The organism is Streptomyces sp. NPDC126499 (genome assembly GCF_040302485.1).
Classification (GTDB): Bacteria; Actinomycetota; Actinomycetes; order Streptomycetales; family Streptomycetaceae; genus Streptomyces.
Genome location: NZ_JBEOUO010000001.1, coordinates 466,926 through 490,824, shown reverse-complemented (window position 1 = coordinate 490,824; position 23,899 = coordinate 466,926). Strand labels below are relative to the sequence as shown.

Genomic DNA, 23,899 nt, shown 5'->3' with positions numbered 1-23,899 from the left:
GCCGTCGACCCCCCGGGCCGAGGCGTACCCGCACCACCCCGCATGACACCGCCGCACACTGCCCCGGAGGAGAAAAGCATGGCTCGCAGCGACGTCCTGGTCGACGCCGACTGGGTCGAGGCCAACCTCGACAACCCGAAGGTCGCCATCGTCGAGGTCGACGAGGACACCTCGGCCTACGACAAGAACCACATCAAGAACGCCATCCGGATCGACTGGACGAAGGACCTCCAGGACCCGGTCCGCCGTGACTTCATCGACCAGGAGGGCTTCGAGAAGCTCCTCTCGGCGAAGGGCATCGCCAACGACACCACCGTCGTCCTCTACGGCGGCAACAACAACTGGTTCGCGTCCTACGCCTACTGGTACTTCAAGCTCTACGGCCACCAGGACGTCAAGCTCCTCGACGGCGGCCGCAAGAAGTGGGAGCTCGACTCCCGCGACCTGGTCGACGGCTCCGAGGTCCCGAACCGCCCGGCCACCCAGTACAAGGCCCAGGCCCAGGACACCTCCATCCGCGCCTTCCGCGACGACGTCGTGGCCGCGATCGGCACCCAGAACCTCGTCGACGTCCGCTCGCCCGACGAGTTCTCCGGCAAGCTGCTCGCCCCGGCCCACCTCCCGCAGGAGCAGTCGCAGCGCCCCGGCCACGTGCCGAGCGCCAAGAACATCCCGTGGTCGAAGAACGCCAACGACGACGGCACCTTCAAGTCGGACGAGGAGCTCAAGGCCCTCTACGAGGCCGAGAACGTCGACCTGGCGAAGGACACCGTCGCCTACTGCCGCATCGGCGAGCGCTCCGCGCTCACCTGGTTTGTGCTGCACGAGCTGCTCGGCGTCGAGAACGTCAAGAACTACGACGGCTCGTGGACCGAGTACGGCTCCCTCGTCGGCGTGCCGATCGAGCTCGGCCCCGCCAAGTAAGTCCCCGGACCTCCCCTTCTCCGGACCCCTCGACCGTAAGGATTCTCAGCCATGTGTGGAGCGCAGCCCGGCGGCCCCGACGCCTCGACGATCAAGCCCGGTGAGACCACCATCCAGGGCTACGTGACCAAGGACGGCGAGCCCGTCACCGGTTACGTCCGCCTCCTGGACTCGACCGGCGAGTTCACCGCGGAGGTCCCGACCTCCGCCACCGGCCAGTTCCGCTTCTACGCGGCCGAGGGCACGTGGACCGTCCGCGCCCTGGTCCCCGGCGGCACCGCCGACCGTCAGGTCGTCGCCCAGCAGGGCGGCCTCGCCGAGGTCGCGATCGCGGTCTGATCAGCGACACCCGAACGGCCGGAGGGCCGTGCCTCCTGGGGGGTTGGACGCCATTTCCAGGATTCGAGGCACGGCCCTCCGGTCTGTCCGCGTACGGCCGCCCGCGCGGTCCCGTACGGCTGCCCGTGCGGTCCCGTACCGACGCCCCCGCGGTCCCGTGCGGACCGCCGGTCGGCGGCTGTCGGCCGTGGCCGCCCGGTCGTACGCTGAAGGCGTGTACGCACGGCGTCGGCGCGTCTACTTCTGGCTGATGGGCGTCTGCCTGGTCCTCTTCGTGGGCGCCTGGGCCGTCGTGCGCCTGTGGTCGGTGCCGGCGGCCGTCGGGATGTGCCTGGCCGCCATGGTCATCCCGCCGGTCGCCGCGGTGATCGCGAACCGCCGGGGCCCGGACGACCGCTGGTGGGACGACCCGTCGGGCGATCCTCAGTCGGACGAGTGGTGGGACGAGCTGGACGGCAGGAAGCGCCGCGACTCCTGAGCGCCCTTGCGGGGCCCGGGAGACCTAGTAGACGAGCGCCTGGGTGTCCTCGGCCATCGCCTCCTGGACGAAGACCTGGGCGCCCGCGATGCGGACCCCCTTCAGGACGTCGGCCTCGGTGATCTCGCGGCGGGCGGCGCACTGCGTGCACAGGGTGATGCGGCCCGTGGCCAGGATCGAGTCGATCAGGTCGGGCAGCGGTGCGGCGTGCGGGAGTTCGAACTCGGCCGCGCGCCCCGGGAGGGCGAACCAGGAGGACTCGCCGGTCAGCCACAGCGAGACCTCGACGCCGCTCGCGACGGCGACGGCGGCCACCGTGAAGGCCTGGGAGCAGCGTTCGGGGGCGTCGGCCCCGGCGGTCACCTTGATCACGAGCTTCTTCGCCATATACCGAACTGTAATGCGGTACGTGGCAACCTCACGCCCCCCTCGCGGGTCAGGTGGGTGCGCGGGTAACGGAATCCGCGCTTCTCGTCTCGTGGGGGGACTCTTTTGGAAGCGACGGAAGCGGTGGAAACCGCTCAGAACGCCCCGGCGCCCGCGCCGGACCGGACCCCGGAACCCGCACCCGCGCCGGTTTCCGCCACGCCGCCGCGCCGCCGGTTCGGCCGTACGGTCGCGCTGATCGCCGTCGCCGCCGTGCTCGGCATCGTCGGCGGCACGGCCGTCGGCTACGGCATCCAGGCCGACCGCGAGCCCACGCCGCTCCCGGCCCTCAACCAGCCGGGCCTGGCCTACCCGGCGAAGCCGCTGCCGAAGGGGCAGGAGCCGGTGGCGCTGTCGGCGGCGGAGGACCGGCAGGCCAGGACGAGCGGGGACCTGCGCAAGCTGCTCGTGCCGCGGCCCGCCGGCGCGCGGGCCTCCGAGTTCGGGCCGGAGGACGGCTGGTACGACCTCTCCTCGTACGCCGCCGACTTCGAGAACAAGAGCTGGATGCTCGAGTCGCTGCTCGACACCGAGGTCCGCAGGATCGCGGTCCGCAGCTGGGACTCCGGCGAGCACCGGACGACGATCGTGCGGCTGGTCCAGTTCGCGCCGGGCGACACCCTCGGGGCCCTGGAACACGCCGAGGGCCAGATGGACTACATGCCCGACGACGAATGGGCGGGCAACGACGGCGACGCGCTCAAGGGCAGCGGCAACGGCCGCTATTACGTCTACCCCGTGCGGAAGAAGGCCGGCTACCTCGATCTGTACCGGACCCGCGCCCTCTTCCAGCGCGGTGACGTGATGGTCGACATCACGATCGGGGACACGAAGAAGATCGGCAAGAACGAGATCCGCACGCTCGCCGAGAAGCAGCTGGAGCGCCTGTGAACGAGGAGATCACTCCGCAGGACCGGCAGGCGCCGCAGGACGCGCAGGATCGGCAGGTCCCGCAGGACTCGCAGGATCGGCAGGTCCCGCAGGAGCGGCCCGCCGAGCCCCTGGCCGACGTGCCGCCGGTCCAGGGCCCGGGCCGGGGCCGCAGGTTGCTGTCCGTCGTCCTGCCCGCCGTGCTGGTGCTCGGCGCCGTCGGCGGCGGAATCACCTACACGGCCGTGACCGTCTCGGGAGCCGACCGGTCGGCGGAGACCATCGCCTGGGCGGACCCGCCCGCCGGCGCCGCCGACAAGGCTCCCGAGAAGGACCCCGCCGAGGCCGCCCTCCGGGGCCGGGCGTCCACACCGATGAGCAGACTGCTGCTGCCCGCCCCGAACGGCTTCCGGCTCGGCCCGGACGCCGAGTCGTACGGGAACGACGGCGAGCTCGGCGAGAAGGAGGCCGTCGCGCTCCTCAAGTCCGACGCGCGCGGGCTCTCCGGCAAGAAGCGCCGCGACTACGAGAAGCGGATCGACCGGCTCGGCGTCCAGGGCATCGCCGTGCGCTCGTACAGCACCCTGTCCAACGACCTCGTCGTCGAGGTCCAGATCGTCCGCATGAAGAACAAGAAGCGGATCCACGACCTGCACGAGGTCAAGCAGGACATCGCCGAGATCTTCGAGTTCCCCAAGGGGCCGAAGATCGAGGGCCACAAGAACGCGTCCTGCTTCCTGCTGCCCGACCTCGACGACGAGGAGGAGGACGACAAGAAGAAGGAGAAGGCGGAGCTCGGCGGGATGAGCTGCTCGGCCTACGACTCGGAGCTGCTGGTGTCCGTCCGCGCCTACGGGGCGGCGCCCTTCGAGAAGAGCTCCGTCGCCGACCTGCTGAAGAAGCAGCTCGACCACATCAAGACCCCGGGGGAGTACGTATGACCGAGCAGCTGACGGCCCCCGAGTCCGCACCGGAGCCGCTGGCGGAGACGGCTCCGGAGCCTGCGGCACCGCCCGGGGACGGCCGCCGGCGGCGGCGGGTGCTCCGGGCGATCGCCCGCTGGACCGCCGCCGTGATCGTCTGCGGCGGGGCCGGGGTCGGTACGGCGGCCGCCCTCACCTCCATGGAGCGCACGGACGTGCCCGGCCTCGCGACCGAGAGCGACGGCCGCTGGGCCTACCCCAGGCTGAGCCTCCCGCCCCTGCCCGAGGGCTCCCCGCGCCCCTACACCCTCGGCAACGAGGGACAGGTCCACCACGCCGACCCGCGCCGGCTGCTGCTGCCCGCCCCGGCGGGCGCCACGGTCGACGCCAAGGCGGACGGCCGTCTGACCACGAGCGGGGACGCCGTCCTCGCCTTCTTCGACAAGGAGGCCAGGCCCGGCTTGGAGCAGACCCTGGCCGACTCCACCCTCCGGCACGTCACGACCAGGTCGTGGACCATGCCGGACGGCACGAGGAGCACCGTCCACCTGCTCCGCTTCGGGTCGGTCGCGTACGCCGAGGCGTTCAAGGACGAGCTCATCGCGTCGGACGACGGTGACGCCACGCCGGAGATCCTGCCGGCCGGTGTGCAGAGCGCGAAGCTGGACGGCTACGCCGACGACATCGATGTGGCCGACACGATGGTGTACGGCTACCACGAGCCGGAGCCCTACGGCCCCGAGCAGACCCGCTGGGCCTACATCCAGGCCGGCGACACCCTCGCCCTCGTCGTCCACACCCGCAAGGGCGAAGCCCTCCAGGTCCCCTTCCAGCAGACGGTGACCCTGCAGAACCAGCTGCTCGGCTGAGCGCCGGCGCCAGGGCCCCGTCCCGCGCCGCGAGACCCACCTCACCGCGAGGGCCGGGCCCCCGCCCACTAAGCTGGGGTCCGGCCCGTTCCGCCTTCACCGCTCACCGAGGAGCACCAAGTGATCGTCTTTTTCGAAGTCCTGCTGGCGCTCGTCTGCGTCGCGGTCCTCGCCTTCGCCGGTCTGACCGTGAAGAAGCTGTACCAGGGCCAGCGCTGACCCCCCACACCTCCAGACCTACACAGATCGTCTGAGCTGCTCATGATCGAGATCCCGTCCGACCTCAACCCGGGCCTCGTCCCCCTCGCGTTCCTGCTGGGCACGTGGGAGGGCGCGGGCGTCTCCGACTTCCCCGGCGCCGAGAAGTGCAACTTCGGCCAGTCCGTGACCTTCAGCCACGACGGCCGGGACTTCCTCGAGTACCACTCGTACTCCTGGGTCCTGGACGCCGACGGCAACAAGGTCCGCCCGCTGGAGACCGAGAGCGGTTACTGGCGCATCGACAAGGACCGCAAGGTCGAGGTCGTCATGGTCCGCGACCAGGGCGTCGTCGAGGTCTGGTACGGCGAGCTCGCCGACCAGAAGCCGCAGATCGACCTGGCGACGGACGCCGTCGCGCGCACCGCGGCCTCCGGCCCGTACAGCGGTGGCAAGCGACTCTACGGCTACGTCAAGAGCGACCTCATGTGGGTGGGCGAGAAGTCGACCCCCGAGGTCCCGCTGCGGCCGTACATGTCGGCGCACCTGAAGAAGGTCGTCACGCCCGAGGAGGTCGCCGAGATGGCGCGCAACCTCCCCGACATGCCGGACGACGGCATCGCCTTCTTCCGCTAGGCGACGGCGACGACCCCGGCCCGCCCGCCGCGCCCTCATACACTGGGGGCGTGGTGAGCACCGACTGGAAGAGCGACCTGAGGCAGCGCGGCTACCGGCTGACGCCTCAGCGCCAGCTTGTCCTGGAGGCCGTGGACGCGCTGGAGCACGCGACCCCGGACGACATCCTGGGCGAGGTCCGCAAGACCGCCGCCGGGATCAACATCTCCACCGTCTACCGGACCCTGGAGCTCCTGGAGGAGCTGGGTCTGGTCAGTCACGCCCACCTCGGGCACGGGGCGCCGACCTATCACCTGGCCGACCGGCACCACCACCTGCACCTGGTCTGCCGGGACTGCGCCGAGGTCATCGAGGCGGACGTGGAGGTGGCCGCGGAGTTCACCGGGAAGCTGCGCGAGACCTTCGGTTTCGAGACCGACATGAAGCACTTCGCGATCTTCGGCCGTTGTCAGGACTGCGCCACGAAGGACACCGCCGCCGGGTCGTAGGCTTTTCCCATGAAGAGCCCTCTGCTGTCCCTGCCCGGCGCCGTCCCCGCCGAAGGACGTGACGAAGGTGTCGCCGCGCACTACGGCGACCTGTTCCGCGAGCAGCGGACCCTCGCCGACGGCACCGGTTTCGTCGACCTGTCGCACCGCGGCGTCGTCACCGTCTCCGGCGACGACCGCCTGAGCTGGCTGCACCTGCTGCTCACCCAGCACGTCAGCGAGCTGCCGGCCGGCCGGGCCACCGAGGCCCTGATCCTCTCCGCGAACGGGCACATCGAGCACGCGCTGTACCTGGTCGACGACGGCGCGACGGTCTGGGCGCACGTCGAGCCGGGCACGCAGGCCGAGCTCGTCGCGTACCTGGAGTCGATGAAGTTCTTCTACCGGGTCGAGGTCGCCGACCGTACGGAGGACTTCGCGGTCGTGCACCTGCCGGCCGGGTCCATCGCCCCGGTGCCGGACGGTGTGGTCGTACGGGAGACGGCGCACGGCCGGGACCTGTTCCTGCCGCGGGCGGACCTGGAGGCGTTCGCGGCCTCGCACGGCCCGGCCGCCGGCATCCTCGCGTACGAGGCGCTGCGGGTGGAGGCGCACCGGCCGCGCCTCGGCTGCGAGACCGACCACCGGACCATCCCGCACGAGATCGGGCTGATCGGCAGCGCCGTGCACCTCCAGAAGGGCTGCTACCGCGGCCAGGAGACCGTCGCCCGGGTGCAGAACCTGGGCAAGCCGCCGCGCCGCCTCGTCTTCCTGCACCTGGACGGCAGCGAGGTGCACCTGCCCGCCCCCGGCACGCCGCTGCGGCTGGCCGCCGACGGCCCCGAGGGCCGTCAGCTGGGCTTCGTCACGACGGCGGTGCGCCACCACGAGCTCGGGCCGATCGCCCTCGCGCTGGTGAAGCGGAACGTGCCGGTGGACGCCGATCTGATCGCGGGGACGACGGCCGCCGCGCAGGAGACCGTCGTCGAGCCCTGAGCCGGAGGTCTGGGCCGTGAGCCGTGAGCTTCTGGGGCCTGCGCCCTGCGCCCTGCGCCCTGCGCCTCCGCGCCCTGCGCCTCCGCGCCCTGAGGTCTCTCTCAGACCTCGATCAGCACCGTGAACGGGCCGTGGTTCGTGAGCGACACGCGCATGTCCGCTCCGAACCGGCCCGTCTCCACGCGCGCGCCCAGCTCCCGCAGTCGCGCGACGACCTCGTCGACGAGCGGTTCGGCGACCGGGCCGGGCGCGGCCGCGTTCCAGGTGGGGCGGCGGCCCTTGCGGGCGTCTCCGTAGAGGGTGAACTGGGAGATCACCAGCAGCGGCGCGTTCACGTCGGAGCATGACTTCTCGCCGTCCAGCACCCGGACGGACCAGAGCTTTCTGGCCAATTGCGCGGCCTTCTCGGGGGTGTCGTCATGGGTCACCCCGACCAGGACGCACAGCCCCTCGCCGACGATCTCACCGACGGTCTCCCCTGCGACGACGACACTCGCGCCGTCGACCCTCTGCACCACTGCTCGCATACGGACCAACCTACCGAGCGGACGTGTGCAGGGCCGAACGGGTGCAGACGGCCTGCGTCGGCCGGTGCGGGAGTGGCACCATGCCTGTCAGGCGGTGCGCCTCCGCACCGGTCGAGGGGACGATACACATGAGTGCATCTGGCGCCGGGCACACGCCGTCCGGTCCCGTACCGCTGACCCGTGCCGGCAGCTCCGTCGGGGGTGCCGTCGGACGGCCGCCCGTCCAGCGGACCGCCGAGCCGGGCCTGCCGGACCGGCCGCAGCCGGACCTGGCCGCGCTGCGGCTGCCCGAGCTGCGGGCGCTGCGCCGCGAGGCGCAGGGCGACGAGGCCGATCTGAGCTATGTGCGGCGGATGCTGCAGGGGCGGATCGACATCCTGCGGGCGGAGCTGGCGCGGCGCAGCGACCCGGAGGCCCCGGTGCTCGACCGGCTCTCGGAGATCCTCGCGGACACGCCGTCGCGGCCGGGGGCGGTGGCGCGTTCGGCGCGGCACGTGACGCTGTCGACGCCGCGCAGCGACGAGTACCGGCGGCTCGCGGCCGAGATGCTGTCGGAGGTCGAGCTGTCGGACCTGACGGCCCGTACGGACGAGGAGCTGCACACGGCGATGGGGCGCCTCGCGGGCTACGAGCAGCAGGTGTCGCGGCGCCGGCAGCAGCTCCAGCGGACCGCGGACGACTGCAGCGCGGAGATCGCGCGCCGCTACCGGGAGGGCGAGGCGCAGGTCGACGACCTGCTGGCGTGAGCCGTGAGCCGTGAGCCGTGAGCCGTGAGCCGTGCGCCGAGGCCGCGGGCCGCGGGCCGGTCGGAGGGCGCCGAGGGGCGCGGAAACTCGGGTGCGGCGGCCGGGGCCGCCCGCCTAGCCTCGAAGGATGAGTTTCGAGGTGCGGGCGATCGACGAGTCGGAGTTCCGGGACTGGCAGCGGGCCAAGCGGGTCGGGTTCCTCCGGCCCCCCGTGGTGCCGGACGAGGAGGTCGCGGACCGGCTTCCGCACACCGACCTGTCCCGTACGTACGGGGTCTTCGACCGGGGCCGGATCGTGGCCACCTTCCAGTCGTTCGCGCAGCAGGTGAGCACCGTCGGCGGCGCGAACCTGGCGGCGGCGGCCGTCACCGGCGTCACGGTGTCCCCGACCCACCGCAGGCGCGGACTGCTCGGCCGCATGATGGCGGACGACCTGGCGGCGGCGAAGGAGCGGGGCGACGCGTGCGCGACGCTGATCGCCGCCGAGTATCCGATCTACGGGCGGTTCGGCTTCGGCGTGGCGAGCTGGACCACCGTCTGGGAGGTCGACCTGACGCGGGCCGGCTTCGACCGCCGCTGGTCGGGTCCCACGGCCGAGGACGGCGGGGGCCGGATCGACCTGTCGGACGGCGCCGAGATCCGCAAGGAGGGCCCGGAACTGCACCGCCGGGTCGCGGCGCGCCGGGCCGGGGTGACCGACCGCACGGCTCGCGGCTGGGACGTCGGCACCGGCAACGCGTACAGCCCCGATCCGTGGACCGAGCCGTTCTACGCCGTCTACCGCTCCGCGTCGGGCGAGGTCGAGGGCTTCGTCGCGTACGGCGCGGACGACAAGTGGAGCGACGCCAAGCAGCCGGTCAACACGGCGAACGTGCGCGATCTGATCGCGGTCACCCCGGCCGCCGAGCGGGCGCTGTGGCGGTACGTGTGCTCGGTCGACTGGATCACCCGCGTGACGACCGGCAACCGGCCGCCCCACGACGTCCTGCCGCTGCTGCTGCCCGACGCGCGCGCGGCGCGCGTGCTCACCCACGCCGACATGCTGTGGCTGCGGGTCCTGGACGTGGCGAAGGTGTTCGAGCCGCGGACGTACGCGACGGAGGGCAGCCTCGTCCTGGACGTGCGGGACGGGGCCGGCTTCGCGGGCGGGCGCCACCTGCTGGAGGCGTCCCCGCAGGGGGCGTCCGTGACGCCGACGACCGCGCCGGCCGACCTGGTCCTGGACGTGGCGGACCTGGCGCCGCTGGCGCTCGGAGACGAGTCGGCCGTACGGCTCGCGGCGCTCGGCCGGATCGAGGAGGCCACGGCCGGTGCGGCGGCCCGGGCGGACCTGCTGCTGCGGACCCCGCTGCGGCCGTGGAGTATGGACATCTTCTGATCGCGAGCGGGTGGAGGGTGTCGTGGGCGGGCTGCGGGAGCTGAAGAAGGAGCGGACGCGGCAGGTCCTGTCCGACACCGCGGTGGAGCTCTTCCTGGAGAAGGGCTTCGACGCGGTGTCGGTCGCGGAGATCGCGGCCGCCGCCGAGGTGTCGAAGCCGACCCTGTTCCGCTATTTCCCGGCCAAGGAGGACCTGGTCCTCCACCGATTCGCGGACCACCAGGACGAGCCGGCCAGGATCGTGACGGCCGCGCGGGAGGCCGGGGTGCCGCCGCTCGACGCGCTGCGCGACCACGTGCTCGCCGGTCTGGAGCGGCACGACCCGGTGACGGGCCTCAACGACGCGCCGGCCGTGCGCGCCTACCTGCGCCTGCTGTACGGCACTCCGGCGCTTGTCGCGCGCATGCACGCCTACCAGCGGCGGTCGGAGGAGCTTCTGGCGGCGGCGCTCGGCGGCGCCGACCCGCTGGCGGCGCGGCTGGCGGCGGCGCAGGTGGTGGCGGTGCTGCGGGTGCTCGCGGAGGACAACGTGCGGCGGATCTCGGCGGGGGAGCGGGTGGAGGACGTGCTGCCGGGCGCGGTGGCCGCGACGCGGCTGGCGTTCCGGCGGCTCACGGAGGGGCTGGGCCTGGGCCTGGGCCTCGCGGACGAGCCGGGGCCGACGTGAGGCCCGTTTTCCACAACCGAATAAAAAATGTAACTCGGTAACGCTTCTGGTCTATCCTGGACCCATGAAGCCGCTCCGCCACGACCTCGACCAGGAACGAGCCCACCACGACCACTGCCGCGCCGCCCTCGCCCGGATGGCCGAGGACATCGACGACCAGGTCGTCACCGGCGAGGACACCGCTGCCTCCGGAGCCGACGCGGAGGCCCTCGGCTACCACCTGCGCAGCCGCGCCAAGGCTTTCCGCGCGTTGCCGCCGGGGCCGCTCTTCTTCGGCCGCCTCGACCGCGAGGACGGCCAGATCCACCACATCGGCCGGCGCCGGATCGCCGAGCACCCGGCCGCACCGCCGCTCGTCGTCGACTGGCGGGCTCCCGTCGCCCGCGCCTACTACCAGGCCGGGCCCGAGGACCCGCAGGGCGTCGTCCGGCGCCGCCGCTTCGGGTGGACGCCGGGCAGCCTCGGCGCCTCGGAGGACCTGACCGCGCTGGAGGACGAGCACCTGACGGGAGCCGGTGCGGGTGCGGGGGAGGGCGGAGGGCAGGGCGTCGAGGTGAGCGGGGCCGGCGCGATCCTCGCCGGCGAGATCGAACGCCCCCGCGTCGGCCCCATGCGGGACATCGCCGCGACCCTCCAGCCCGAGCAGGACGACCTGGTGCGCTCCGGGCCCGCCGCGTCGATCTGCGTGCAGGGCGCGCCCGGCACCGGCAAGACCGCCGTCGGCCTGCACCGGGCCGCCTACCTCCTCTACACCCACCCGCAGCGCTTCCAGCGCTCCGGCCTCCTCGTCCTCGGCCCCCACCGCACCTTCCTCTCCTACATCTCCGAGGTGCTGCCCGCGCTCGGCGAGACCGGGGTGCGCCAGGCGACCCTCGAGGACGAGCTCGCCCGCCACGAGGTGCGCGCGGTGGACGGTGAGGCGGCGGCCCGGGTCAAGCACGACGCCCGCATGGCCGAGGTGCTGCGCCGGGCGCTGTACGCGCGGGTCGACCCGGCGCCCGCCGGGGACCTGACCGTGCCGGACGGCTCCTACCGCTGGCGCGTGCCGGCCCACGAGCTCGCCGCGATCGTCACGGCCGTACGGGAGGAGGCCCCGCCCTACGGGACCGGCCGCGAACGGGTCCGCGCCCGCGTCGTCCGCGCCCTGCGGCTCCAGGCCGAGCGGCGGGCCGGGACGCTGGGGAACGCCTGGTTGCGCAAGGTCGAACGGGCCGGGCCGGTCAGGGAGTTGGTGGACGCCTGCTGGCCGAAGGTCACCCCGGAGGAGGTGCTCGCCGAAGTCCTGACGGACCCGGACGCCGGTCTCCTGGCAGGTGACCTGCTGACGGACGAGGAGCGGGCCGCGATCCGCTGGCCCAGACCCCCGCGTTCGTACCGCACGGCCCGTTGGAGCGCCGCCGACCTCGTGCTCCTCGACGAACTCGCCGGCCTGATCGAGCGCCCTGAGGGGTACGGACATGTCGTCGTCGACGAGGCCCAGGACCTGTCGCCCATGCAGTGCCGGGCCATCGCCCGCCGTGCCGGCTTCGGCTCCCTGACCGTGCTCGGCGACCTGGCGCAGGGGACGACCCCGTGGGCGGCCCGCGACTGGCGCGAACAGCTGGCCCACCTGGGCAGGCCGGACGCCGAGATAGTGCCGCTGACCACCGGCTACCGGGTCCCGGCAGCCGTCGTCGACCTCGCCAACCGGCTCCTTCCGGACCTCGGCGCGGCGGCCTGGGCCGGACGCTCGCTGCGTGCGGGCGGCGAGGTGACCGTACGTCAGGTGGGGGACCTGGCGGAGGGGGTGGCCGAGGCGGTACGGGCGGCGCTGAAGGAGGAGGGCTCGGTGGGGGTGATCGCGGCGGACGCGGCGGTCGAGCAGCTGACGGCGTCCCTCCTCGGGGCCGGCTTCGGGGACGGATCCGGGCACGGCCTTGGGGACGGATCCGGGGACGGATCCGGGCACGGCCTTGGGGACGGCTTCCAGGGCGGATCCGGCGGCCGGGTCTCCCTCGTCCCGGCGTCGCTCGCCAAGGGCCTGGAGTACGACCACGTCATCGTCGCCGAGCCCGCCGCCATCGTCGCGGCCGAACCTCGCGGGCTCCACCGCCTGTACGTGGTCCTCACACGGGCGGTGTCCCGCCTGGACCTGGTCCACCGGGATCCCCTGCCGGACGCGCTGGCGGAGGCGGCGGCGGGGGCAGTGGCGGGGTCAGCGGCCGGTGCGCCCGGCTGAGCCGGTGCCGGTGCCGGTGCCGGTGCCGAGCCGCCGGCCGCCGCGTCCCGCCCGGGGAGGGCGGGGACGCGGCGGCAGTCAGGGCTTCGAGGGCGCGGACGGTCGGGGCTCACGCCGCCATCGTCAGCTCGCGCGGTGCGGGCTTTGGGGTGCGCAGGAGGGTGAAGGCGACGGCGAAGGCGGCGACGAGGAGGCCGGCGCCGACGGCGAAGGCGAGGTGGTAGCCGCTGGTGAGGGCCTCGGCGGCGGGGCGGCCGGCGGCGGTGAGGGCGTCGGTGCGGGCGGCGGCCAGGGTGGACAGGACCGCGACGCCGACGGCCATGCCGATCTGCTGGGTGGTGTTGAACAGGCCGGAGGCCAGGCCCGCGTCCTCCTCCTTCGCGCCGGACATGCCGAGCGCGGTCAGCGCGGGCAGCGCGAGTCCGAAGCCGGCGGCCAGCAGCATCACGGGCAGCAGGTCGACGGCGTAGGAGGCGTCGACGGGGAGGCGGGTGAGCAGGCCGAGGACGCCGACGAGCAGGGCGAGGCCGGTGAGCAGGACGTTCCGTTCGCCGAAGCGGGCGATGAGGCGGGCGGACAGGCCGAGGGAGACCGCGCCGATGACGGCCGCGGCGGGCAGCATCGCGAGGCCGGTCTCCGCGGCGCCGTAGCCCTGGACCTTCTGGAGGTAGAGGGCCACCAGGATCTGGAAGGAGAACAGCGCGGCGACCATCAGCATCTGCACGAGGTTGGCGCCGGCGACCGCCCGGGAGCGCAGCACGCGCAGCGGCATCAGGGGGTGGGCGGCGGTGGCCTGGCGGACGAGGAAGCCGGCCAGCAGGGCGAGCGCGAGGGCCCCGAGGCCCAGGGTATGGGCCGAACCGGCCCCGTACTCCTCGATCTTGACGACGGCGTAGATGCCGGCCGTCAGGCCGCTGGTGACGAGCAGGGCGCCGAGGACGTCCGCGCCGCCCCGGGTGCCTGCCGGGCGGTCGGCGGGCAGCGCGGGCAGGGCGACGAGCAGGGCGGCGGCGCCGATGGGCAGGTTGATGAAGAAGATCCAGTGCCAGGTGAGGGCGTCGGTCAGGAGGCCGCCGAGGACCTGGCCGAGGGAGGCGCCGGCGGCGCCGGTGAAGCTGAACACGGCGAAGGCCTTGGCGCGTTCGCGTGGCTCGGTGAAGAGCGTGACGAGGATGCCGAGGCTGACGGCGGAGGCCATCGCGCTGCCGACGCCCTGGAGGAAGCGGGCGGCGATCAGGACGCCGGGCGAGGCGGCGACGCCGGCGAGCAGCGAGGCGGCGGTGAAGACGCCGGTGCCGGCGAGGAACATCCGCTTGCGGCCGATGAGGTCGCCGAGGCGGCCGGAGAGGAGGAGCAGGGCGCCGAAGGCGATGAGGTAGGCGTTGACGACCCAGCTGAGGCCGGCCGGGGTGAAGCCGAGGTCGGCCTGGATGGCGGGCATGGCGACGGTGACGATGCTGCCGTCGAGGATCGTCATCAGCATGGAGCTGGCGAGGACGCCGAGCGCGGTCCAGCGGGAGCTGCGCAAGGTGGCGGACGGGGGCGTCGACGTGGACGAGGAGGTGGACAAGGAGGTGGACGAGGAGGTGGACGAGGGCGAGGACGTGGGCGTGGCAGGCATGGTCGGCCTTCCTGTCGGGTATGGCGACAGGAAGGACGCTAGCAGATAGTTTTGTTGCAGACCATCTTTCTCGGACTCACTTGTTGGTCTGGCGGGCCCTCCGCGCGGTGTGCGGCCCCTCGACCGGCGTCTCCAGATGGCCCGTGACCAGCCGGTTCAGTGCCCGCACCAGCACCTCCCGCTCCTCGTCGGGCAGTGAGCCGAGTGCGCTCTGATGCACCTCGTCCACGATCTTCTGGCTGCGGGCGGCGACCTTCGCGCCCTCCTCGGTCACCGCGATGATCCGCGCCCGCCGATCCGCGCTCGACGGCCGCCGCTCGGCGAGCCCGGCCTTCTCCAGGGCGTCCACGGTCACCACCATCGTGGTCTTGTCCATGTCGCCGATCTCCGCGAGCTGCGCCTGCGTCCGCTCCTCCTCCAGGGCATGGACGAGCACACAGTGCATCCGGGCGGTCAGCCCGATCTCGGCGAGCCGGGCGGCCATCTGCGTCCGCAGCACGTGACTGCTGTGGTCGAGCAGATAGGAGAGGTCGGGTTCGGTGCGGGCGGGAGCCATGGCGGTCATACGACCAGGGTAGCGAGAACCGGTCCGTTGCGGACGATCGGCGAGCGAACGAATGAACGCGGGGACGAGAGACCCTGGCCCCATGCGGCCCCTTCTCTTCCTCGACGTCGACGGCCCCCTGATCCCCTTCGGCGGCTCGGCGCCCCATCCCGCGTACGCCCCCGAGCCTCCCCCGGACGCCCACCCGCTCCTGCACCGCGTGGATCCCGCCCACGGCCCGCGCCTCGCGGCCCTCGACTGTGCGCTCGTCTGGGCCACGACCTGGGGCGAGGAGGCGAACGAGGTGATCGCGCCCCGGCTCGGCCTTCCGCCGCTCCCGGTCGTCGACTGGCCCGACGAGGACGCCGCCCCCCTCACCGGCGGCCTGCACTGGAAGACCCGGGCGCTCGCCGCCCGGGCCGACGGGCGACCGTACGTCTGGCTCGACGACGAGATCACCGGCGCCGACCGCGCCTGGGCCCGCGCCCACCACCCCGCCCCCGCCCTCCTCCACCGCGTGGACCCGGCCACGGGCCTCACGGCGGCGGACTACGCACGGGTCGCCGCCTGGGTGCGTGCTTCGGGCGGCTGAGTACGGGGCCGGGGCGGGATGAGCGGTCGTGCTCATCCCGGTGGCGCGGGGCGCGGCCAGGATGAGCGGAGAGCACCGGGCCACGCCCCGTGCACCCCGCAACCCCACGCCCCGTCCACCCCGCACCCCACGCCCCGCGCCCCACGCCCCGCACCCCGTACCCACGCCCCGTGCACCCCGCACCCGCCCCACGGATGGAGCCGACCATGAACCCCGAGACCTACGCGGCCCTGTACGGACCCGGACGGCCGGTTCCGGCGCGCGCGGGGCGCGGGGGCGAGACGGTGCTCGCGGTCCTCGCCGGGCTCGTGTGGGCGGCGGTGCTGACCCTGCTCGCCTGGCCCGCGTGCGCCGTCCTCCTCACCGTGGTCTGGCTGGCGGCCGAGGGCGAAGCGGTCGACGGCTGGGTCCTCGGCGCCCTCGGGGTGGCGCTCGCCACCGTCGCGGTGCCGACCCTCGTCGCCCTGACGCCCGTCGTCCGCCGCATGTCCATGCCCGGCCGCTTCCTCACCCTCGGCCTCGTGACCCTGCCGATCGCGGTGGGGATCCTCGTCTGGCTCGCCCAGGCGGCGTCCTGACGATCAGCCCTTGCGCGGCTGGTTGAACCGCAGCATGTTCCCCGCCGGGTCGCGGAACGCGCAGTCGCGCACGCCGTACGGCTGGTCCATCGGCTCCTGGAGCACCTCGCCGCCCGCGGCGCGGATCCGCTCGAAGGTGGCGTCCACGTCGTCGGTGCGGAAGATGACCCCGCGCAGCATCCCCTTGGCGAGGAGTTCGGCGGCGGCCTGCCGGTCGGCGGCGGGGGCGTTGGGGTCGGCGAGCGGCGGCTCCAGGACGATCTCGACGTCCGGCTGCGTGGGCGAGCCGACGGTGACCCAGCGCATCCCCTCGAAGGAGACGTCGTTGCGGACCTCGAGTCCCAGGGCGTCGCGGTAGAAGGCGAGCGCCTTGTCGTGGTCGTCGACGGCGATGAAGCACTGGGCGAGGTCGATCGTGGTCGGGGAGGACTGAGGGGACCGGGTGGACTGAGGGGACTGGGTGGACTGGGGGGTGGACTGAGTGGCCTGAGTGGCGTCGGTGTTCATGGCGTCGACGCTACGAGCCGTCCGCGCTTTCCGCTTCTCCGTTCCTGACCGGTTCGGCGGCCCCGCGGACGGAGGCCCGCGTCGGGCGGGTCAGATACATCGCCACGCACCCCGGGATCGCCGCCCCCGCCTCGTGGTTCCGCGCCCGGTAGGCGCTCGGGCTCTCCCCGACCAGCTCCGTGAACCGGGTGCTGAACGACCCCAGCGACGTACAGCCCACCGCGAAGCAGACCTCCGTCACGCTCAGGTCGCCCCGCCGCAGCAGCACCTTCGCCCGCTCGATGCGCCGGGTCATCAGGTAGCCGTACGGCGTCTCCCCGTACGCGGCCCGGAAGCTGCGCGAGAAGTGCCCGGGGGACATCAGCGCGGCCCGGGCCAGGGCCGGGACGTCCAGCGGCTCCGCGTAGTCGCGGTCCATCATGTCGCGGGCCCGGCGCAGTCGGGCCAGGTCGTCGAGCGTCGGCGTCACGCACCCACCCTGCCATGAACGCGTACACGAAACGGGTCGGTCAGGAATCGAGAAGCACCGCCGCCCGCCCCCGCCTAGCCTGACTCCCAAGGACACGAGCAGGGAGAATCATGAGCAGGACGCACGCCGCCGACAGCCACGACATGATCCGCGTGCACGGCGCCCGCGAGAACAACCTCAAGGACGTCAGCATCGAGCTCCCCAAGCGCCGGCTGACCGTCTTCACCGGCGTGTCCGGCTCGGGCAAGAGCTCCCTGGTCTTCGACACGATCGCCGCCGAGTCGCAGCGGCTGATCAACGAGACGTACAGCGCCTTCGTCCAGGGCTTCATGCCCACCCTCGCCCGCCCCGACGTCGACGTCCTCGACGGTCTGACGACCGCGATCACCGTCGACCAGCAGCGGATGGGCGGCGACCCGCGTTCCACGGTCGGCACCGCCACCGACGCCAACGCGATGCTGCGGATCCTCTTCAGCCGCCTCGGCAAGCCGTACATCGGCGGCCCCAAGGCCTTCTCCTTCAACGTCGCCTCGATCAGCGGCGCCGGTGCGGTCACCGTCGAGAAGAGCGGCCGGACCGTGAAGGAGCGGCGCAGCTTCCGGATCACCGGCGGCATGTGTCCGCGCTGCGAGGGCCGCGGCTCGGTCTCCGACATCGACCTGACCGCGCTGTACGACGACTCCAAGTCGCTCGCCGAGGGCGCGCTCACCATCCCCGGCTACACCATGGACGGCTGGTACGGCCGGATCTTCGCGGGCAGCGGCTTCTTCGACATGGACAAGCCGATCCGCCGCTACACCAAGCGCGAGCTGAACGACCTGCTGCACCGGGAGCCGACGAAGATCAAGGTCGAGGGCATCAACCTCACCTACGAGGGCCTGATCCCCAAGCTGCAGAAGTCGATGCTGTCGAAGGACATCGACTCCCTCCAGCCGCACATCCGCGCCTTCGTGGAGCGCGCGGTCACCTTCGCGACCTGCCCCGAGTGCGACGGCACCCGGCTCAACGAGGGCGCCCGCTCCTCGAAGATCGGCGAGGTGAGCATCGCGGACGCCTGCGCGATGCAGATCAGCGACCTGGCCGAGTGGGTCAGGGGCATCGAGGACCCGTCCGTCGCGCCGCTGCTCGCGACGCTCCAGCAGACCCTGGACTCCTTCGTCGAGATCGGCCTCGGCTACCTCGCGCTCGACCGGCCGTCCGGCACCCTGTCCGGCGGCGAGGCGCAGCGCGTGAAGATGATCCGCCACCTCGGCTCCTCGCTCACGGACGTCACGTACGTCTTCGACGAGCCGACCACCGGGCTGCACCCGCATGACATCCAGCGCATGAACGACCTGCTGCTGCGGCTGCGCGACAAGGGCAACACGGTCCTGGTCGTGGAGCACAAGCCGGAGACGATCGCGATCGCCGACCACGTCGTCGACCTCGGCCCGGGCGCCGGGACGGCGGGCGGCAGCGTCTGCTTCGAGGGCACCGTCGCCGGGCTGCGCAGGAGCGGCACCGTCACCGGCCGGCACTTCGGCGACCGCGCCTCCCTGAAGAAGTCCGTGCGCGAGCCGAACGGAGTCCTGGAGGTGCGCGGGGCGTCGGCGAACAACCTGCGCGACGTCGACGTGGACATCCCGCTCGGCGTCCTCACCGTCGTCACCGGTGTCGCCGGCTCCGGAAAGAGCTCGCTCGTCCACGGGTCGATCCCGGCGGGCGCGGGCGTCGTCTCGGTCGACCAGGGCCCCATCCGCGGTTCGCGGCGCAGCAACCCCGCCACGTACACGGGGCTCCTGGAGCCGATCCGCAAGGCCTTCGCCAAGGCCAACGGCGTGAAGCCGGCCCTGTTCAGCGCCAACTCGGAGGGCGCCTGCCCCACCTGCAACGGCGCCGGTGTCGTCTACACCGACCTGGCGATGATGGCCGGGGTCGCCACCGTGTGCGAGGAGTGCGAGGGCAAGCGGTTCCAGGCCTCGGTGCTCGAATACCGCTTCGGCGGCCGGAACATCGCCGAGGTGCTCGCGATGCCGGTGAGCGAGGCGGAGCGGTTCTTCGGCGCGGGGGACGCCCGCACCCCGGCCGCCCACCGCGTCCTGGAGCGGCTCGCCGACGTCGGCCTCGGCTACCTCACCCTCGGCCAGCCGCTCACCACCCTCTCCGGCGGCGAGCGGCAGCGGCTGAAGCTGGCCACGCACATGGGCGAGAAGGGCGGGATCTACGTGCTCGACGAGCCGACCGCCGGTCTGCACCTGGCCGACGTGGAGCAGCTGCTCGGGCTGCTCGACCGGCTGGTGGACTCCGGCAAGTCGGTCATCGTCGTGGAGCACCACCAGGCGGTCATGGCGCACGCCGACTGGATCATCGACCTGGGCCCCGGCGCCGGTCACGACGGCGGCCGGATCGTCTTCGAGGGCACCCCGGCCGACCTGGTCGCCGCCCGCTCCACCCTGACCGGCGAGCACCTCGCGGACTACGTGGGCGCCTGAGCCCGGCGCTGACCGTTCGCCCGTACGCGGAAGGTGCGGCGGTACGTGTCCGGGGGCACCCCGACCGTACGGGCGAAGTGGCGGCGCAGTGTCGTGGCGGTCCCCATGCCGGTGGCCGCCGCGATGCGGTCGACGCCGTCGTCGGTGGTCTCCAGGAGCTCCTGGGCGCGGCGGATCCGCTGGGCGAGCAGCCAGCGCAGCGGGGTGGTGCCGGTGACGGCGTGGAAGTGGCGGGCGAGGTGACGGGAGCTCATCCCGGCCCGGCGGGCCAGGTCCTCCACGGTCAGCGGCCGGTCGAGCCGTTCCATGACCCAGGGGAACAGCGCGTCGAGCGGGTGGTTGCCGGGCGCGGGGACCGGGGTGGTGACGAACTGGGCCTGCCCGCCGTCCCGGTGCGGGGGCACGACGAGCCGGCGGGCCACCGTGTTGGCGGCGGCCGAGCCGTGGTCGAGGCGGACCAGGTGCAGGCACAGGTCCAGGGCGGCGGCCTTGCCGGCGGAGGTGAGCACGCTGCCCTCGTCCACGTAGAGCACGTCCGGGTCCACCGTCACCCTCGGGTGCCGGGCGGCCAGGACGTCGGTGTGGGCCCAGTGGGTGGTGGCCCGCCGCCCGTCGAGCAGCCCGGCGGCGGCGAGCACGAACGCGCCGGTGCAGAGCGAGGCGACCCGGGCGCCGGCCTCGTGCGCGGCGCGCACGGCGTCGACCAGCTCGGCGGGCGGGGCGACGTCGACGTCGGCCCAGCCGGGGACGACGACGGTACGGGCGAGGGGGAGCCGGTCGAGCCCGTGGTCGGGTTCGAGCAGGAACCGTCCGGCGCGGACCGGTCCCGGACCGCAGACGGTGAGCTCGTAGTCGCGGGCGAACACCTCGTGGGCGATGGAGAGTTCGAAGTGCAGCATGCCGTCGGTGACGGCGAGGGCGAGGGAACGGTCCTCCGGAAGTGCCATGTCGGGAACTGTACGGGGTACGTCGTTTCCGACACTCACGGCGGGACGTGGCCGGTGGCGAGACTGTCCGCATGACGAGCGAGCAGACAGCCGGGAAGACCGCCGAGACGACTGCCGGGAAGACCGCACGGCGGACCGCCGGGCGGAGCGTGGTGGTGTACGGCGCGTACGGGCACACGGGCCGTTTCGTGGTGGCGGAGCTGCGGGAGCGGGGCTTCGTGCCGGTGCTCTCGGGCCGTGACGAGCGGAAGCTGAAGGAGACGGCCGACGGTCTGGAGGTGCGCCCGGCCGCGGTCGACGACCCGGCGGCGCTCGACCGGGCGCTGGCGGGCGCGGCGGCCGTCGTCAACTGCGCGGGCCCGTTCGCGACGACGGCCGGGCCGGTGATCGAGGCGGCCCTGCGGGCGGGGATCCCGTACGTGGACGTGGCGGCCGAGATCGAGGCCAACGCGGACACGTTCGCGCTCTTCGGGGAGCGGGCCCGGGCCGCCGGGGTCCCCGTGGTCCCGGCGATGGCGTTCTACGGCGGCCTCGGCGACCTGCTCGCCACCGCCGCGATGGGCGACTGGACGGTCGCCGACGAGGTCCACGTGGCGTACGGCCTGGACAGCTGGCACCCGACGGCCGGGACGCGCGCGGCGGGGGCGGTCTCGCGCGAGCGGCGCGGCGGCCGGCGCCCGGTCCACACGGGCGGCCGGCTGGGCTACCGGGACGACGCGCCGCCGGTGCTGGAGTGGGCGTTCCCGGCACCGATGGGGCCGCGGACGGTGATCGGCGATTTCACGATGGCGGACGTGGTGACGGTGCCGAGCCATCTCGCCGTCCCCGAGGTGCGCACGTACATGACGACGGAGGCGGCCGGCGACCTGGCCGCCGCCGACACCCCGCCACCGGTCCCGGCCGACGCGAGCGGGCGCTCCGACCAGACCTTCCTCGTCGACGTGCGGGTCCGCTCCGGCGCCGAGGAGCGCCGCGCGGTGGCGAGGGGCCGGGACATCTACGCGGTGACGGCCCCCTTGGCGGTGGAGGCCCTCGCCCGGCTCCTTTCCGGCCACACCCGCCTGACGGGCGGCGGCGTCCACTCGGCGGGCGCCCTCTTCGACGCCCCTGACTTCCTGCGCGCTCTGGCCCCGCACGTGACGGTCGGCGGGGCAGGATGGACGGATGCCGCTTGACGTACCCGAACTCGCGGCGCCCGGCGGGCTCACCCTGCGGCCGTGGCGCCTGACGGACCTGCCCCTCGTCCGCGAGGCCGCGCGGGACCCGTACATCCCCCTGATCACGACGGTCCCCTCGCCGTACTCCGACGCCGAGGGCGTCGCCTTCGTCGAGCGCCAGTGGTCCCGGGCGGCCACCGGCGCGGGCTACCCCTTCGTCATCGTCTCCGCCGCCGGCCGCCCCCTCGGCACCATCGGCCTCTGGGTGCGGGACCTCCCCCAGGGCCGGGCCTCCCTCGGCTACTGGCTCGCCCCCTCCGCCCGCGGCCTCGGCGCCGCCGCCTCCGCCCTGACCGCGGTCTCCTCCTGGGCCCTGGACGACCTGCGCGTACCCCGCCTGGAACTCCACGTCGAGCCCTGGAACGAGCCCTCCCAGCGCACCGCCGAACGCGCCGGCTTCCGCCGCGAGGGCCTGCTGCGCGGCTGGCAGGAGGTGGGCGGCGAGCGGCGGGACATGTACGTGTACGGGCTGCTGGCCGACGACAGGGCCACGTGTTGTCACTGTCTCAGTGAAGGTGAATCAGGCGAGGCCGTGACCGGTGATGGGTCATCTTGAGTGAGACGCGGCGCGGCCCGACGTCTCGGTCAATCGGAGAACGGTGTGCCCTGGGCAGCTGAGCTCGATGTTTCCCCTCCAGCCGCTCATCTAGAAGGGCGGTTCGTCGGCTTCCGGGAGTTCGGAGTATCCGCAGGCCCAGTCTCCGGGGATGGTCGCGTAGATCGACTCCGGCGGAGGTCGTCCGGCGTCTCCTAGCGAACCGGGCTCCCTCTCGACACGTTATGTGACACCTACGGCTTGGATGACGAGGTGATCGGGGATCCGGCTGGGGCTGCCGAGTCCGGCGCCCCCGCGTAGTCGGGCAGCTCGATGCCGTTGATCGCGCGCCCGACCAGCTCGGTGAACCATTCGCCGGTGAAATCGGGGCGCGGCTCGGCGTCTGGTCCGGGGACGTCACGGCTGCGGGCGTTCAGCCGGCCGATCTCCTGGTTGGCCTCGACGAACGAGCGCATCCGCGCCTCGTAGCGGGCGAACCCGGTGTCGGGGTCCCACTCGGCGGCGGCAAGCTCTCCGGCCAGCAGGTAGGCGCCGACCAGTGCCAGCCCGGTGCCCTGCCCGGACATCGGTGACGAGCTGAACGCCGCGTCCCCGAGCAGCCCCACCCGTCCGCTCGACCAGCGGTCCATCACCACCTGGGCGACCTGGTCGAGGTAGAAGTCCGGGGTGTCGTCCAGGTGCGCGAGGATGCCCGGGACCAGCCAGCCCAGGCCCACCATCCGCTCACGCAGCAGGCGCTTCTGGGTCGCGACGTCACGGTAGTCGACGTCGAAGTCGGCCGAGGCGAAGTAGAACATGGCCATCGCCCGGGTGGCGTCCTGGCTGGGTCGCAGGAGGGCTGAGCGCCCGGACTCCTGGTCCTGGTACTCGAGCAGCCAGCGGTCCAGCCCGAACTCGTTGGGCACACTGTAGAAGGCCAGCACGTGCCCGAGATGGCGGAGGAACCGCTCATGCGGCCCGAAGACCATCGCCCGCAGCTCCGAGTGCAGCCCGTCGGCCCCCACCACCAGGTCGAAGCGCCGCCGGTCGCCGCCCGCGAAGACCACGTCGACCCCGTCCACGTCCTGGGCGAGCGCGGCGATTCGGTCGCCGAAGATGTACTCGACGCCGTCGCGGGTGTCGTCGTAGAGCACCTGGGACAGGTCCCCGCGCAGGATCTCGATGTCCGCGATGAACCCGTCGCCACCGTCGTCGTCCGCGCGGAAGGTCTCCAGCACTTGCCCGTCCGCGTTCACGGTGTGCGCGCCGGCGGTTTCGGTGCACGCCGCGCGGACCGCCGCGTCCAGCCCCATGCGCCCGATGACCTCCTTGGCGACCCCGCGTGCGTCCACCGCCTGCCCGCCGGGACGCAGCTCGGGAGCCCGCTCCACCACGGTCACCTCGGCCCCCCGCCGGCGCAGCCAGTGGGCCAGGGCGGGTCCCGCGATGCTCGCCCCCGCCACCAACACCCTGGGACCGCTCTCCCGCGTCCCCTGCCCGCCCGTCCGGACCGTGCGCTCCTGCTCGGAGTCGTTGGCGCCCATCACTGCCTCCATGTGCTTCCTCCCGCGCTGGAACGTTCCCAGCACAGGCCCACCGCTGTGGTGGATCCATGGTGTGGACTGCGGATCCGCACAGAACTCACCGGTACGGCCGACCCAGATAGGCCGAGATCCGGTCACCTTCAACAAGACCCGTCAACCGGGCGCCGGCGCGCGGGGCCCGACACGTGACAGAACTATTGCAAGCGCCTGCT

26 protein-coding genes are annotated in these 23,899 nt (G+C 73.1%); 18 read left to right on the top strand and 8 right to left on the bottom strand.

Annotation, left to right across the window (positions count from 1 at the left end; translation table 11 throughout):
• The first annotated feature begins 78 nt into the window (after nt 1–78).
• The 3 genes from ABTZ91_RS02460 (at nt 79) to ABTZ91_RS02450 (ending at nt 1,741) form a co-directional block, all read left to right on the top strand.
• A complete protein-coding gene (locus ABTZ91_RS02460) occupies nt 79–924 on the top strand; it encodes a sulfurtransferase (protein WP_352075213.1) in 846 nt (281 codons plus the stop codon).
• Between the two features lie 51 nt (nt 925–975).
• Complete coding sequence (locus ABTZ91_RS02455) at nt 976–1,263, top strand: DUF1416 domain-containing protein (protein ID WP_352075212.1); 288 nt, start codon at nt 976–978, stop codon at nt 1,261–1,263.
• A gap of 187 nt (nt 1,264–1,450) precedes the next feature.
• On the top strand, nt 1,451–1,741 hold the full coding sequence (locus tag ABTZ91_RS02450; RefSeq protein WP_352075211.1) for a DUF3099 domain-containing protein: 291 nt from the start codon (nt 1,451–1,453) through the stop codon (nt 1,739–1,741).
• A gap of 24 nt (nt 1,742–1,765) precedes the next feature.
• On the opposite strand, the gene ABTZ91_RS02445 is transcribed toward ABTZ91_RS02450, so the two are convergent.
• Nucleotides 1,766–2,128: a DsrE family protein gene (locus ABTZ91_RS02445; RefSeq protein WP_352075210.1), complete on the bottom strand. Its 363-nt coding sequence runs from the start codon at nt 2,126–2,128 to the stop codon at nt 1,766–1,768.
• Between the two features lie 123 nt (nt 2,129–2,251).
• Between ABTZ91_RS02445 and ABTZ91_RS02440 the strand changes: the two genes are divergently transcribed.
• From ABTZ91_RS02440 to ABTZ91_RS02415, 6 genes are all read left to right on the top strand, one after another.
• Nucleotides 2,252–3,058 (top strand): hypothetical protein, encoded by an 807-nt coding sequence (locus ABTZ91_RS02440; protein WP_352075209.1) that lies wholly within the window; start codon nt 2,252–2,254, stop codon nt 3,056–3,058.
• Nucleotides 3,055–3,978 (top strand): hypothetical protein, encoded by a 924-nt coding sequence (locus tag ABTZ91_RS02435; RefSeq protein WP_352075208.1) that lies wholly within the window; start codon nt 3,055–3,057, stop codon nt 3,976–3,978. Before ABTZ91_RS02440 ends, ABTZ91_RS02435 begins: the two co-directional genes overlap by 4 nt.
• Nucleotides 3,975–4,829 (top strand): hypothetical protein, encoded by an 855-nt coding sequence (locus ABTZ91_RS02430; RefSeq protein WP_352075207.1) that lies wholly within the window; start codon nt 3,975–3,977, stop codon nt 4,827–4,829. Before ABTZ91_RS02435 ends, ABTZ91_RS02430 begins: the two co-directional genes overlap by 4 nt.
• A 261-nt stretch (nt 4,830–5,090) precedes the next feature.
• The gene (locus tag ABTZ91_RS02425) at nt 5,091–5,663 is read left to right on the top strand and encodes an FABP family protein (RefSeq protein WP_352075206.1); all 573 of its coding nucleotides are present in this window, start codon (nt 5,091–5,093) and stop codon (nt 5,661–5,663) included.
• 50 nt (nt 5,664–5,713) lie between these two features.
• Entirely contained in the window at nt 5,714–6,151 is a 438-nt protein-coding gene (locus ABTZ91_RS02420; RefSeq protein ID WP_352075205.1) for a Fur family transcriptional regulator, read from the top strand.
• A 9-nt stretch (nt 6,152–6,160) separates the two neighbouring features.
• On the top strand, nt 6,161–7,126 hold the full coding sequence (locus ABTZ91_RS02415; RefSeq protein ID WP_352075204.1) for a folate-binding protein: 966 nt from the start codon (nt 6,161–6,163) through the stop codon (nt 7,124–7,126).
• 101 nt (nt 7,127–7,227) lie between these two features.
• Here the strand turns inward: ABTZ91_RS02415 and dtd are convergent, their stop codons facing one another.
• Nucleotides 7,228–7,653 (bottom strand): D-aminoacyl-tRNA deacylase, encoded by a 426-nt coding sequence (gene dtd, locus ABTZ91_RS02410; RefSeq protein WP_352075203.1) that lies wholly within the window; start codon nt 7,651–7,653, stop codon nt 7,228–7,230.
• A gap of 128 nt (nt 7,654–7,781) precedes the next feature.
• Here dtd and ABTZ91_RS02405 point away from each other — a divergent pair, with 128 nt between their 5' ends.
• The 4 genes from ABTZ91_RS02405 (at nt 7,782) to ABTZ91_RS02390 (ending at nt 12,662) form a co-directional block, all read left to right on the top strand.
• Nucleotides 7,782–8,399 carry an ABC transporter substrate-binding protein gene (locus ABTZ91_RS02405; protein WP_352075202.1) on the top strand — a complete coding sequence of 206 codons (618 nt, stop codon included), beginning with the start codon at nt 7,782–7,784 and terminating at the stop codon, nt 8,397–8,399.
• Nucleotides 8,400–8,526: 127 nt separating this feature from the next.
• Nucleotides 8,527–9,777 carry a GNAT family N-acetyltransferase gene (locus tag ABTZ91_RS02400; protein ID WP_352075201.1) on the top strand — a complete coding sequence of 417 codons (1,251 nt, stop codon included), beginning with the start codon at nt 8,527–8,529 and terminating at the stop codon, nt 9,775–9,777.
• 22 nt (nt 9,778–9,799) lie between these two features.
• A complete protein-coding gene (locus ABTZ91_RS02395; RefSeq protein ID WP_352075200.1) occupies nt 9,800–10,444 on the top strand; it encodes a TetR family transcriptional regulator in 645 nt (214 codons plus the stop codon).
• 64 nt (nt 10,445–10,508) lie between these two features.
• A complete protein-coding gene (locus tag ABTZ91_RS02390) occupies nt 10,509–12,662 on the top strand; it encodes an AAA family ATPase (RefSeq protein WP_352075199.1) in 2,154 nt (717 codons plus the stop codon).
• Between the two features lie 109 nt (nt 12,663–12,771).
• Here ABTZ91_RS02390 and ABTZ91_RS02385 read toward each other — a convergent pair whose 3' ends face one another.
• Nucleotides 12,772–14,145, bottom strand: a complete 1,374-nt coding sequence (locus ABTZ91_RS02385) for an MFS transporter (RefSeq protein WP_407077881.1) — start codon at nt 14,143–14,145, stop codon at nt 12,772–12,774.
• A 214-nt stretch (nt 14,146–14,359) separates the two neighbouring features.
• Nucleotides 14,360–14,848 (bottom strand): MarR family winged helix-turn-helix transcriptional regulator, encoded by a 489-nt coding sequence (locus ABTZ91_RS02380; protein WP_352075197.1) that lies wholly within the window; start codon nt 14,846–14,848, stop codon nt 14,360–14,362.
• Nucleotides 14,849–14,930: 82 nt separating this feature from the next.
• Between ABTZ91_RS02380 and ABTZ91_RS02375 the strand changes: the two genes are divergently transcribed.
• Nucleotides 14,931–15,419: an HAD domain-containing protein gene (locus tag ABTZ91_RS02375; protein ID WP_352075196.1), complete on the top strand. Its 489-nt coding sequence runs from the start codon at nt 14,931–14,933 to the stop codon at nt 15,417–15,419.
• 206 nt (nt 15,420–15,625) lie between these two features.
• Complete coding sequence (locus tag ABTZ91_RS02370) at nt 15,626–15,997, top strand: hypothetical protein (protein WP_352075195.1); 372 nt, start codon at nt 15,626–15,628, stop codon at nt 15,995–15,997.
• Between the two features lie 3 nt (nt 15,998–16,000).
• On the opposite strand, the gene ABTZ91_RS02365 is transcribed toward ABTZ91_RS02370, so the two are convergent.
• Nucleotides 16,001–16,504, bottom strand: coding sequence for a VOC family protein (locus tag ABTZ91_RS02365; protein WP_352075194.1), 504 nt, complete (start codon nt 16,502–16,504; stop codon nt 16,001–16,003).
• A 10-nt stretch (nt 16,505–16,514) separates the two neighbouring features.
• Nucleotides 16,515–16,925 (bottom strand): helix-turn-helix transcriptional regulator, encoded by a 411-nt coding sequence (locus ABTZ91_RS02360; RefSeq protein WP_352075293.1) that lies wholly within the window; start codon nt 16,923–16,925, stop codon nt 16,515–16,517.
• A 158-nt stretch (nt 16,926–17,083) separates the two neighbouring features.
• On the opposite strand from ABTZ91_RS02360, the gene ABTZ91_RS02355 reads away from it, so the two are divergent.
• A complete protein-coding gene (locus tag ABTZ91_RS02355) occupies nt 17,084–19,444 on the top strand; it encodes an excinuclease ABC subunit UvrA (protein WP_352075193.1) in 2,361 nt (786 codons plus the stop codon).
• Here ABTZ91_RS02355 and ABTZ91_RS02350 read toward each other — a convergent pair.
• The gene (locus ABTZ91_RS02350; protein WP_352075192.1) at nt 19,429–20,391 is read right to left on the bottom strand and encodes a helix-turn-helix domain-containing protein; all 963 of its coding nucleotides are present in this window, start codon (nt 20,389–20,391) and stop codon (nt 19,429–19,431) included. The genes ABTZ91_RS02355 and ABTZ91_RS02350 overlap by 16 nt on opposite strands.
• 71 nt (nt 20,392–20,462) lie before the next feature.
• Between ABTZ91_RS02350 and ABTZ91_RS02345 the strand changes: the two genes are divergently transcribed.
• Complete coding sequence (locus tag ABTZ91_RS02345; RefSeq protein WP_352075191.1) at nt 20,463–21,566, top strand: saccharopine dehydrogenase NADP-binding domain-containing protein; 1,104 nt, start codon at nt 20,463–20,465, stop codon at nt 21,564–21,566.
• The gene (locus ABTZ91_RS02340) at nt 21,556–22,164 is read left to right on the top strand and encodes a GNAT family N-acetyltransferase (RefSeq protein WP_352075190.1); all 609 of its coding nucleotides are present in this window, start codon (nt 21,556–21,558) and stop codon (nt 22,162–22,164) included. Before ABTZ91_RS02345 ends, ABTZ91_RS02340 begins: the two co-directional genes overlap by 11 nt.
• 233 nt (nt 22,165–22,397) lie before the next feature.
• Here ABTZ91_RS02340 and ABTZ91_RS02335 read toward each other — a convergent pair whose 3' ends face one another.
• Nucleotides 22,398–23,699: an FAD-dependent monooxygenase gene (locus ABTZ91_RS02335; RefSeq protein ID WP_352075189.1), complete on the bottom strand. Its 1,302-nt coding sequence runs from the start codon at nt 23,697–23,699 to the stop codon at nt 22,398–22,400.
• Between the last annotated feature and the right edge of the window lie 200 nt (nt 23,700–23,899).